General features: G+C 60.4%; 10 protein-coding genes. 1 reads left to right on the top strand and 9 read right to left on the bottom strand.

The features are described from left to right. Positions 1 to 194 precede the first annotated feature (194 nt). From QFZ23_RS02140 to QFZ23_RS02100, 9 genes are all read right to left on the bottom strand, one after another. Positions 195 to 404: an IS3 family transposase gene (locus tag QFZ23_RS02140; protein ID WP_373427839.1), complete on the bottom strand. Its 210-nt coding sequence runs from the start codon at positions 402 to 404 to the stop codon at positions 195 to 197. A 905-nt stretch (positions 405 to 1,309) separates the two neighbouring features. Then, positions 1,310 to 2,455 carry a Gfo/Idh/MocA family protein gene (locus tag QFZ23_RS02135; protein ID WP_306920302.1) on the bottom strand — a complete coding sequence of 382 codons (1,146 nt, stop codon included), beginning with the start codon at positions 2,453 to 2,455 and terminating at the stop codon, positions 1,310 to 1,312. A gap of 29 nt (positions 2,456 to 2,484) precedes the next feature. After that, positions 2,485 to 3,342 (bottom strand): mycofactocin-coupled SDR family oxidoreductase, encoded by an 858-nt coding sequence (locus tag QFZ23_RS02130; RefSeq protein ID WP_306920301.1) that lies wholly within the window; start codon positions 3,340 to 3,342, stop codon positions 2,485 to 2,487. Beyond that, a complete protein-coding gene (locus QFZ23_RS02125; protein WP_306920300.1) occupies positions 3,332 to 5,065 on the bottom strand; it encodes a GMC family oxidoreductase in 1,734 nt (577 codons plus the stop codon). Before QFZ23_RS02125 ends, QFZ23_RS02130 begins: the two co-directional genes overlap by 11 nt. Further along, positions 5,062 to 5,607, bottom strand: coding sequence for a gluconate 2-dehydrogenase subunit 3 family protein (locus tag QFZ23_RS02120; RefSeq protein ID WP_306920299.1), 546 nt, complete (start codon positions 5,605 to 5,607; stop codon positions 5,062 to 5,064). Before QFZ23_RS02120 ends, QFZ23_RS02125 begins: the two co-directional genes overlap by 4 nt. Positions 5,608 to 5,620: 13 nt before the next feature. Then, complete coding sequence (locus QFZ23_RS02115) at positions 5,621 to 6,481, bottom strand: sugar phosphate isomerase/epimerase family protein (RefSeq protein WP_306920298.1); 861 nt, start codon at positions 6,479 to 6,481, stop codon at positions 5,621 to 5,623. A 27-nt stretch (positions 6,482 to 6,508) separates the two neighbouring features. Next, complete coding sequence (locus tag QFZ23_RS02110; RefSeq protein ID WP_306926615.1) at positions 6,509 to 7,528, bottom strand: substrate-binding domain-containing protein; 1,020 nt, start codon at positions 7,526 to 7,528, stop codon at positions 6,509 to 6,511. 101 nt (positions 7,529 to 7,629) lie between these two features. Beyond that, positions 7,630 to 8,733: an ABC transporter permease gene (locus QFZ23_RS02105; protein ID WP_306920297.1), complete on the bottom strand. Its 1,104-nt coding sequence runs from the start codon at positions 8,731 to 8,733 to the stop codon at positions 7,630 to 7,632. 2 nt (positions 8,734 to 8,735) lie between these two features. Then, complete coding sequence (locus QFZ23_RS02100) at positions 8,736 to 10,214, bottom strand: sugar ABC transporter ATP-binding protein (RefSeq protein WP_306920296.1); 1,479 nt, start codon at positions 10,212 to 10,214, stop codon at positions 8,736 to 8,738. Between the two features lie 149 nt (positions 10,215 to 10,363). On the opposite strand from QFZ23_RS02100, the gene QFZ23_RS02095 reads away from it, so the two are divergent. Beyond that, complete coding sequence (locus QFZ23_RS02095) at positions 10,364 to 11,617, top strand: ROK family transcriptional regulator (protein ID WP_306920295.1); 1,254 nt, start codon at positions 10,364 to 10,366, stop codon at positions 11,615 to 11,617. Positions 11,618 to 11,824: the final 207 nt, after the last annotated feature.

Raw genomic sequence — 11,824 nt, 5'->3', positions numbered from 1 at the left:
TCAGACGTCACGTTGAAGCACGCCCCAACCTGACAGTGCATCCCCTTGCAGCTTTGCGGAAGGCCGGTTATCGGCGTGCGAAAACCATCCGAAAGTAGGGGCAATTAATACGTCTAGCGGCCGGTTTTTGGGGTGCGTTCGTAGTCTGGCTGGCGCAGGAAGCGCTGTGCAGACCCTGAAAACTAGGAAGCCTGTCAGCAAGTGAGCTGCCAGGGCCTGAGCCCATATTGCACCGGACTCAGGCCCTTGAGCTTTGTTGAGATTCTTTCGTCGTTGTACCCGCGGATGTACTTGTCCGTGCTGTTTCCAGTGCGTCGGAGTTGAGGAATCTGACGTGGTGGAAGAGCTCTTCCTTGAGGTGGCCGAAGAAGTTCTCCATCACAGCGTTGTCGTAGCAAGTGCACTCTCGATTGCTGCGGCCGCCACCTCGTTTCCGGCACCGTCGACGCCCGGTCCAATTTGAGGAATGGACCGCCCGTTATTCTGGTGCAGCCACGGCAGCTGTTAGGTCAAAACGGAACATCCTGAGGTTCTCCAACGGTTCTTATTCGGTGGCGGTCCCATCTCCACACCTGCGGTCCGGCTTTGAGGCGGCCTTCGCAGGAACTGAAGTCAGTGCAGATCCACTGCGAACCGAGTGTCCATGTCTGGACAGAGGCCGTGTAGTATCCAAAATCGCTATCGCGCCACACACTGAGATTTGAAAATACCCGCTTGGACCTGTCCCGTCCCTGCGGACTCAGACAGAGAAAATCCGACATGCCGGCTGAACCAGGCGTGAAGCATTCGTTATCCATACACGGGGGAGCATCTCCGAGTAGCTCACGGAGCAAACCGCAGTCACCTGCATCTACCGCGGAGCACCACAACGACAACAGATTCTCCACGTGGTGCCTGAGCGTGGCCATGCCGCTCAGATTTAGCTCCATACACAGAGGCAAGGGCCCGAAATTCGCTGCCTGTCCATTCTCGCCACGAGCGGGTTCATTCTGCCCGGACCGCGAGGGATTACAGCGCCCAGGACCGTGCTCCCCCGCATGGAATTCGCCGCCTGTCACCAGCTTCGAAATCACTGCCTTGCCGGGCGGATTCCTCATCACTCTTGTCCTTTCGTACCGGCGAGGTGGCACCTGCTCAGCAGCCGAATTGATACCCGGCCACGGCCGGAACTTTTGTCGAACCGTGAACACCCTGCCGTCGGCCCCTCCGAGGAAAAGGCGCCTCGCCCTCAGCATCGGCCGGCGGCACGGGGCGCCCCCGCTAGAGGGTCAACGCGTATTCCTTAGCCCACGGGGGCTGGACGTCCTGATCAAGTTCGACAACGATTGGCTTCGTGTCCGTTAAGGTCCACTCCGGAAGATAGACGCGTTCCCCGCCCCGCATAGCCGATTCGTGCGAGAGGATGCCGGAACAGGTGATGTTCGCCGCCCCGAACGGCGTTCGGGAACGGCTCGGCCTCGCCGAGGACGGCTTGCAACAGACGGTCGGCCAGGTGGGGGTGAGAACCGCCATGGCCCCCTCCCTGAACGAAGGAGCGGTGTTCCGATTCGCCTCCCGCCGTATAGACCCCGGCAGTTGTGAAATGTCGAATTGGTTCGGGGAGACGGTCGGCGAAATCGGGGACAGTGATACGTTCCGGTTTTTCGCCGAGGTACAGCACGTGGGCCGCATCTTCTGTCTGTGCCCATTCGAAGGAACGAATAGAGCCGTATACGTCAAAACTTTCGCGGTATTCCCGAGCCACGGCCCAAAGGTGCCTTGTCACTTCTGCACCTGTATCGCTGTCAAGGAATTTGATGTGCGTGGATTCGATGGCGAAGGGGGAGCCATACTGGCCCTTCATCCGGTCGAAGACGCTCCCCGAACCCAGGCACTGGACGTACTCGGCTTGGTTTCCCCCGAGCCCAAGGGTGGGTCCGATGGCGTGGGTGCCGTTATACATGGGCGGCATGCCATCCCAGTAGGACGGCCAGCCCGTCATGTCCTGATGGTGGGAGGCGCGAAGGAATTGGACTTTCCCGAGGGCCCCCGTCCGGTAGAGCTCCTGGAGGTAAAGGAATTCCCTGCTGTAGAGGGTGGTCTCCATCATCATGTATGTCAGCCCGGTCCGCTGTTGCGCGTCGACTATGCGCTTGCAGTCCTCCACAGAAGTGGCCATTGGTATGGTGCAGCCGACATGCTTGCCGGCTTCCAGGGCTGCGACCACCTGGTCGGCGTGCAGCTGGAGAGGCGTGTTGATGTGGATGACGTCGATGTTGGGATCGGCCAGCATTTTGTCGTAGTCGGTGTATCTGACCTCGACTCCGTACTGGTCACCGACTTCGTTCAATTTGGATTCGGTGCGCTGGCAGATCGCGTACATTTCAGCGTTCGGGTGCTGCTGATAGATGGGGATGAATTCGGCGCCGAATTCCAAGCCGACGATGCCGACCTTGAGGACCTTTGCAGATGACACAGCGTGCCCCTTTCTGATGCTACGAGTAGTTATTTTTTGCTCTCGCCAGCGTCAACGGTCATTTCTAGACCGGTGACCAGGCGTGCTTCGTCGGACAGCAGCCACAGGACGGCGGCGGTGGTATCCGCTACTTCCAGATCGGTATTGATCAACTGCCCGGCGCGGAAGCCCGCCAGCAGTTGCTCCCGAGGGACATTGTTCAGTTCCACCATCGCCGTCGTCATCTCCGTGTTGATGCCCCCCGGAAGGACGGTGTTACAGCGGATGCCGTATTCCCCCAGCTCCTGGGCCAGTGAAGTGCTCAAGCCCCGCAGGGCCATCTTCGCGGCAACGTAGTGGGCCAGGCGGGGCACGGCCTTCAGACCAACCCCGGAGCTGATCAGCACCAGGGACGAACCTGCTCCCCGCTCTATCAGGTGCGGCACGGTTGCCTTGCAGGTGTAGAAGACTCCCGTGAGATTGATGTCGATCATCGTTTGCCAGTTCTCGACGGGCAGCTCCCACGTGCGGTGGAACCCGTCAGAGATGCCGGCATTGGCAATGACAAAATCAATCCCGCCTAGTCGGGCTGCGGTGTCTGCCGCCGCCCCGGCAAGACCGTCATAGTTACGCACGTCTACTTCGAAGGAGACGCAACGCCGGCCCAGGGCGAGGACGTCCTCCCGGGTCTGCTTCAGGTCGGCGCTGGTGGCCGTGTTGTAGTCTGGATCGTTCACATGGCCCGCGGACCCTAAATCCACCAGGGCGATATCCGCCCCTTCACGTGCCAAGCGCAGAGCATGGCTCCGGCCCTGCCCGCGTGCCCCGCCCGTGACAAACGCCACCTTGCCTGCAAACCTGGGCGGAGCGGACGGATCCACGGGCGTTGCGGAAAGGTCATGATGCATGGATGAGCCCCATGTGAGCGCCGTCCACGCCCAGTTTCTTGAGCAGGTGCTCCGCGCTGAAGTAAGCCAACGCCTGGATGGTCTGGTTCGGGTTGTACCCGCCATAGCTGACGAACTGGCCGCCGCCAATGGCGTACAACCCCTCGCACTCGTGGACCTCGCCGTAGATGTCGGTCACGGATGTGGCGGGATCCTCGCCCATCCGGTGCACCCCGACGTCGTGTGTTGAGAGGTGATAGGGGGGCCGGGGCGAATCCATCCAGTAATCCTTCGCCCCCATCTCGCGGGCGATTTTCTCCTTGTACCGGCCCATCAGAGTGACGGAATTGGCGTCGTGATCGTCCCAGTCATGGGTGATGCGCAGCGCCGGCTGGCCCCAGCGGTCCTTGATGGTTGGATCAAGGTCGGCGTAATGGCGCGCGTACGGGAAGTTCGTGGTTTGGGAGTACATGCGGTGCATGTGTGTGTAGTTCTCCCGCAGCCAGTGCTTGAGGTCCAGGCCCCACTTGCGGGTCCGCGGATCCATGTTGTGGTACGCCTCGATGGGCTGAAGGTCCCCGACGACGCTGATGATTGGAGATCCCCAGAGGACTCCCAGGTCGTTGTCCGGGACAAGTTCGGACGTAAAGTCATCCACTGCGCTGGAGGCGTTGAACGTGCCCAGGAACGGGTTGGTCGGCTCAGGCAGGATGGAAGTGAACCAGCCGAAGTTGTGGGTCATGAAGTGCTGGCCCACCTGACCGTTTCTATTGATGTCCGAGAGCAGCAGCAGACGGACGTTCTCCAGGGAATAGGCCGTCAGGATGACCTTGTCGGCAGTCGCCTCCCGGTACGTGCCTGTGCTGTCGAGGTAGCTCACACCGGTGGCGCGCTTGCCGTCAGCTGTCCGGTTGATCCGCAGAACGCGGCTCAGGGGCCGGAGGTCCAGGTTGCCCGTGGCTTTGGCGGCTGGCACCGACGTGACCTGCGTGGTGGACTTAGCCTTGACGTGGCACGGGTAGCCGTGGCAGAAGCCGCAGTTCACGCAAGCGGGCCGCCCCTTGTATTCCTGCGAGTTGATGGCCAGCGGCTGGCGGAAGGGGTGCAGGCCCAGCCGCTTGGTCGCCGCCACGAAGGGTACGTCTCCTGGTCCTTGTGTGACTGGCGGCATCGGGTAGTCCCTGCTGCGCGGCGGTTCGAACGGGTTACCGCCCTCGGGGATCACCCCGCCGGTGTTGCCCAGCCCGGAGATGCCCTGCTCGTATTCCACCCGGTCGTAGTACGGCTCCAGGTCTGCGTAGCTGATCGGCCAGTCCTCCAGCGTGGAGCCCTCCGGCAGTGCCTGGGCGCCGAAACGTTCAGCGATGGCGCTCTTCATTCGGAAGTCGGTTTCTCTGAACCTGTAGGCGGCGGCACCCCAGTGCAGGGTGCCGCCACCGGTTCCGATGGACGGCAGACCGTACAGAGGCTCATCGTTGCCTAGGGCACCGGCGGACCACGGAAGAACGCGGGCCGTCTCGCTGTCGGAGGCACGCCACGTCACCGGGTCCACGTTCACGCCAGCGACGATGGCGCCCCGCTGGTAGTACCGGATTTCGTCCTGCTTGATGGCGAAGTCTTCCTCGGTGTAGTCCTGGCCCTTGTCCAGGCCAAGAACCTTCAGGCCGGCTTTAGTCAGTTGTTCGGCCAGGATTCCGCCGGTGGACCCCATGCCGACGATGATGGCGTCGAAGTTCTCGCTCATTGTGCTCCTCCAATACGGGAGTAAAGATCCTTGATGGTCAGCATCGGAATGGTCCGGGTGTTGAAGTCCGGCGCCATCTGCTCCGCCGTGTACCCCCACTGGGCCCCAGGAAAGCCGACCAGCTCCCAGCCGACCAGCTCCCGGTTTCCGCCATAGGCCGGGTCCCCGAAGAAGCCCTGCACCGTGTGTTCTCGGACGATGCGGAAGAACTGGCCTGCAAAGTCCGAAGGATCCCTTTCGCTCAGCTCAGCCAACTGGCGGACGATCTCTTCCTGCTGCCCGTCGGCCAGTTCGTGGAACCGTCCCTCGGTAATACGCGCTGTGAAATCCGCCAATGCGATCAGGCCGCTGCGGTACACGGACTGCAGCTCCCGCAGGAATCCGCCCAGAGCCTTATCGATGTATTCGGTTACTCCTGCCTCCCTGGCACCCGGAGAGCCGGGCTCGGACGGGATGATCTGCCCCGCAAGGGCATCAATCACTGCGGCTTCCTCACGGTTGAGGAACGTCAGAGGAAAGTCGAGTACAAACTTTGACGCCATCTACATCGCCCTCCTATACCTGCGCGCCCAGGCGTAGTTTCTTGCGTTCCTCCACGAGCGGGCGCAGGAAGTCGATACCTGACCGCGCGTCCTCGTCCGGCTCAATGCCACGCTGGTGGAAGCCGGTTTCCATCGTCAGGTACCCGTCAAACTTGATGTCCAGCATCGCGTCGACCAGGGCCGGCCAGTCACCGATGCCCTTACCGGGGGGCAGCCGGTCGTTGTCAGAAATGTGGATGTGTTTCAGGTTCTCGCCCATCTTGTAGACGTAGTCCGTGTTGACCTCGCGGCGGTACATGACGTGGAAGGTGTCGAACATGAGTTTGACGTTGTCCCGGTTGACGTCCTCCATCAGTTCGATGGCGTCATCGGCGCTTTCACACAGGTTCGTGTCATGCGAGGTCGGTTCGATCACCAGGGTGACGCCCGTGTGCGCGATCCGGTCCGCGATCTCGGTGAGGCATTCACGGGTCCATGCCCAGGCCTGCCGCCGGCTCGTGCCGAAGATCATCCATCCGGGCAGATAGATCAAGGTTTTACCGCCCCACTGGGCGGTCAGTTCGGCCAGCTCGACGTAGTGTTCGATGGTGGCGCGGCGTTCCTCAATGTAGGGCGAAGCCGGGTTGTTTCCGGGGCCGCCGGAGGGTGCGGGCAACATGCTGGAAAGCGACAGGCCATGTTCGTCGAGGAGATCCTTGATCTCAGCCCGCCGTTCGGCTCCAAGGTAGGCCGGGTAGGCGTGCGGGGCTGCGCCACCGATCTCAATGCCGTCATAGCCCATTTTGGCGATCCGCTTGATTGTCTCTTCGAGAGTGTAGGAGGGGACCCAAACAAAGAAGCTGGAATAAGCCCAGGTGTTGTACGAGATTTTCATAACGGTTCCTTTCTTGGCGATCAGGGTTTACTGGGGTGCCTTGCCCAGGTACTGATCTACGTTGGTGTTGTCGATAAGGGTGGAGTCGAGCTTGATACGCGCGTCGAGGGGCTCGCCGGCGCAGAGCTTGGCGGCGGCAATGGTCGCTTCCTTAACAACGAGCGGGTAGCCGACGGTCGCTGCGTAGCTTCCGTCCTTGACCAGATTCAGCGCTTCGGCCTCCCCGTCGATGCCGAACACCTTGATTTCGCCTTCGCGTCCGGCTTCCTTGATCGCCTGGATGGCGCCAAAGGCCATCTGGTCATTGTGTGCGTAGACTCCTTGGATCTTGCCTGTTCCGAAGCGCTGCAGAAGGTCCTCCATGACCTTCAATCCTGTGGCCCGGTCGTAGTTTGCGGTCTGGGACGCGATGATTTCGACCTTTGATCCGGCAATACCTTTGCGGAAGCCAGCTGCCCGGGCGATTGTCGGGGAAGCGCCGAGGCTTCCGGAGAGTTCCACGACGCTTCCGGTTCCGCCGAGGGCCTGTGCCACGGCCTTGCCGTCGACCAAGCCGGCTTCCTCGTTATCGGATCCAATGTAAGTGGAAACCTCTGCGTTGACCTGGCGGTCCGCGGCAATCACCTTGATGCCAGCGGCAGTGGCCTGTTTCGCAACTCCTGCCAACGCGTTGGCATCCTGGGGCGAAAGGATGAGCACCTTGATTCCCTGGGCGATCATTTCTGACACCTGGTTTGACTGGTTGGTCGCATCGCCGCGTCCGTCACTGACGGTGACGTTCATTTTCGGGAAGAAGGCCTTTGCAAATTCAGGAATCTGCTGCGTTGATTTCGCTCCGTAGGGGAAGGAGGCGCTACTCCAGGAGACACCAACTTTGCAGTCGATTCCCGCGGGATCAACCTTTAGCTGAAGCTGTCCTTGGCATGTATCGCCGCAGTAAATGCTCGGAGCCAGCTTGTCGCCGACCGCTTCGTTTGAAGATGTCGCAGTGGCTTGTCCGGTGCAGGCGGAGGCAAGTAGAGACACTGCGATTCCTGCCGCGGCCATGGCGGCGAAAGACCGCGTGCGCTGTTTTGTGGCGTGCATCATTGCATTCTTCACTTTCGTTGGTAAGTCGGGATTGTGATTGTTTTAGGACTGAGATGAAGTCAGCGGGGCATCGTCTGTTCAGCAGGCGAGGATCCGTCCGGCTGGAGGGAGCCGTGCCTAGATTCAGAGGCAGGGACGACGGGTGGCTGGCTTGTAGCTGCCTTCGGTGAGTCGGTGCGTCGCTCCTTGAATCGCCTCACGGTTGCTTTGGCGGCGACCAAAACAGCGATCACGATGACGGCGCCCTTGACGATCTGCTGGTCAAACGGTGAGATCCCGAGGAGATTCATGACGTTGGACAATATGGCCAGCAGGATGGCTCCGAACACTGTTCCAACAGCACCGCCGATGCCACCCATCAGGCTGGTCCCGCCGATGACGACGGCGGTGATGGCGTCCAGGTTGGACAGGCTGCCGGCCGTCGGATCTCCGACGCCGAGGCGGGCTGCGGTCATGACTCCGGCCAGGCCCGCGCATAGCCCGCTGATCGAATAGGCCAGCATGATGGTGCTGGTGGTCCGGACTCCCGAGAGACGTGCGGCTTCTATGCTGCCGCCGATGGCATAGATGTACCGCCCGAAGGCCAGATATCGCAGTACAAGGATGCCGGTGACGGCGATCAACAGGAACACGATGAAGGGCCCGGGTATGCCGAGGAGGCTGCCGCTTCCTATGAAGTTGAAGAATGGTTCACGGTTAGAGAACTGTTTTGGGCCTCCATCCGTGAGGCGTAGCGAAAGGCCCTGAATGGCGACCATGGTGGCCAGAGTCATGATGAACGGCTGGACCTTCAGGACTGCAACGCCTATACCGTTGATGACGCCTGCCACTACTCCAACAAGCATGCCCGCCACGATGGCCAGTGGAACGATCAGACCGTTGTTTATCAGGATCGCCGTCGTAACGCCAGAAAGAGCGAGGATGGAACCAACGGAAAGGTCGATCCCCCCAGTGAGGATGACGAACGTCATTCCAACAGCAATTATCCCCACGATCGCGGACTGGCGACCGACATTGAGCATGTTGCTGGGCTGGAAGAAGGAGGGGACCAACAGAGCCACGGCAGCGACCACAACCAGGAGGATCAGGATCGGCAGCAGATTATTACGCAGTTTCAGGGACAGGCTGTTGGCCCCAGGTCCCGTTCGCGTTTCGGTTGTCACTTCTATCTACCTCCAACGGCATAAAACATGATTTGTTCTTCTGTGGCTGTGGCGCCTTCAAGTTCGGCCGCAACCTCGCCGTGATACATGACCAGAATGCGGTTGCTGAGGGCCAGGACCTCGGGCAGTTCCGAGGAGATTACGATGATGGCCAGACCTTGATGGCACAGTTCGTGGATCAGTTCGTAGATTTCCTGCTTGGCGCCGATATCGATGCCACGGGTGGGCTCGTCAAGGATGAGGACGTCCACGCCTGCCTCAAGCCACTTCGCCAGCACAACCTTCTGCTGATTTCCGCCGGAAAGCGTGGCCACCGGGGAGGAGACGTCCGGGAGTTTGATGCGCAGCTTGTCAACATAACTCTTTGCCAGGGTCCGGTCCCGGCTTGGGGAGGCCGTGGCTGTGCGCTTCTTGAGCATACTGACAAGGGGGATGTTCATCGCCGTGGACAAGGCGGTGAACAGGCCTTGGGTTTTCCGCTCTTCGGGCACGAGGCCGATTCCAGCGTCGATCGCCTGAAGCGGTTTTCCGGCTTTCAGCTTGTGGCCCTTGATGAAGACTTCACCGCTTGTGTAGGGATCGGCTCCGTAGATAGCCCTTGCCAGTTCCGTACGTCCTGCACCTCTGAGGCCGGCCACTCCGACTACTTCTCCAGATCGAACATGGAAGGAGATGTCGTTCAGGACTCCTTCGCGGGTCAGGTTCTTGACCTCTAGAGCCGTCTCCCCCAGGCTTGCCGAGAGTTCGCGTTCCCCGCGGGTGAAGTTTCTGCCCACCATTTTGGAAACGAGGTCGTCGTGATCGGTCTCTGAGATCTTTCCGGCGCCGGTGAGCCTGCCGTCTTTCAAGACGATGTAGCGGTCGGCCAGGTCGAAAACTTCTTCCAGCCGGTGAGACACGAAGATGATGCTGACGCCCCGTTCCTTCAAGCCGTGGATCAGCTTCAGAAGATGGTCGACGTCCTCGCCTCCGAGTACAGCTGTGGGTTCATCTAGAATGAGCACTTGGGCATTACGGTGCAGCGACTTGGCAATCTCGAGCATCTGTTTTTCGGCCACACTCAACTGACGCACCTTACGATTGACGTCGACGTTGAGTCCAAGACTTCCCAGAAAATCCCGTGCTTCGTGCTTCGCTGTCTTCCAGTCGATTACGCCTTTGCGAGGGTATGCCCCGAATACCAAGTTTTCCGCCACTGTGAGGTCCGGGAAAAGATTCAGCTCCTGGTAGACCGTGGCAATCCCGTGGGCTTCGGAGTCCTTCGGCCCGTGGATCTGCACAGGTCGGCCGTTCATCGTCACCTCACCCGCGTCTGGCTGGTGTGCTCCGGAAAGGATGCGGATCAGTGTGGACTTCCCGGCACCGTTCTCTCCGATAAGGGCCAAAACCTGACCGGGATGGAGTTCAAAACTCACGTCGTAAAGGGCCTGCACGCCCAGGAAGTGCTTGGACAGATTCTTGACGGCTAAACGCGGGGCCATTTAATCCTCCGCAAGCCGTTGGATGCTGTAGACGACTGCGTCTATCATCGAATAGATCATGGGTTCACCCTAAAAGAGATCGAGAATGGAAAAAAACTGCCTGATTTATTCTGTTTTCAACATAAAACCTACGAAATGTGGAGCGTGCCATGGGATCCTTGTGGACTGAAGTCGGCCTCCTGCATCAGGACCAGAATCTGGCGCCTGATGCTGTGGCAGCGCGGAGCGTCGTCGCCCGGCTGATAGCCGACGAGGACACTGTGACGAGAACGGAACTAGTCAAAGCCACTGGGCTCGCCCGCTCCACTATCGAGAACCACCTCAGCGTCTTGCTGCAATACGGGCTGATCGAAGACGCAGGACCTGGCCCCCAAGGCAGCCGAGGGCGACCCGCCCAAGCTTTTCGTATCAGCCCCGCCAAAGGCGTCGTTCTGGTAGCCGATGTCTCCTCGCGCGCGACCAGGCTGGCTGTCACAACCCTGGACAAGCAAGTCGTTTCCCGCGGCGAAATCAAGATGGAAGTCACGGCCGGCCCCAACGAGCTACTGGGCGCAATAGCCTCGGCTTTTGAGGCGATGCTCGCGGACGGTGGCTTGGGCATCCGGGATGTTCTCGTCATTTCAGTCGGGCTGCCAGGACCCGTCGACGCCAAGCTCGGGATGGCCGTTCGACCCCCGCTGATGCCTGGCTGGGACGGATTTGGGGTCTGCGGTTACTTCGCTCGTCATTTCGGATGCGACGTGATCGTCGATAACGATGTCCACCTGATGGCCCTGGGCGAGGCCCGCTCGTACAGGGGCGAGCACCTGCCGCTGCTGATGATCAGTATCGGCACAGGTGTGGGCGGCGGGTTCGTCAGCGAGACCGGCCACCTTCTGCACGGAGCCGACGGCGCTGCCGCCGACATCGGCCACAGCAAAGTACCTGACATGAAGGACATGCTCTGCCGCTGCGGCAGCCACGGCTGCTTGGAAGCGGTGGCGTCCATCAGTGCGATGGCCGCGCGGGTCTCCGCCATACGCAATGATGAAATAGGTGAGGAGCAACTATTCGAACTGCTGGTACGGGGCGACCCCGCCACCGTAAACGTCGTGCGGGACAGCGCCACCATCGTTGGGCAAGTTGTTGCCGATTTGGTGAACTTTTGTAATCCGGCCCGGATAGTCCTGGCGGGTGCCGTCACACAATGCACCGAAGACATTCTTGCCCAAGTCCGGAGCGTCGTTTACCAACAGGCCCAACCTCTAGCGACACGCAAACTCTCGTTGGTACACAGTACGCTTGGAAACGAAGCAGGCCTGATTGGCGGAATGATCTCCGGCATCGAACAAGTGCTGTCTCCGCGCGGGATCGCCTACCACACACGGCCCGCGGACTCGACGATGCAGCCGCTTGGTCTTTAGCTGGCGTCTCCTCAGTAGCCGGGGTTGATGTGGCACCGATGGGCGGGGGCTGCCGCGGTCCCGCAGGGAAGGTGTGGAGTTCGATCGGCCTCGCTCACAGGGATCCAGATGGCCGCCGGAAACGGCGACCTCCACCCCAACAAAACCCAGCCGGAGGCCAGGCGAGACTTCTTCGAAGGGCTGGTCGGCCAATTGGCCGGTGAACGG

Source organism: Arthrobacter globiformis (genome assembly GCF_030818015.1).
Taxonomy (GTDB): Bacteria; Actinomycetota; Actinomycetes; order Actinomycetales; family Micrococcaceae; genus Arthrobacter; species Arthrobacter globiformis_C.
This window is presented reverse-complemented; position numbering and strand designations above follow the sequence as displayed.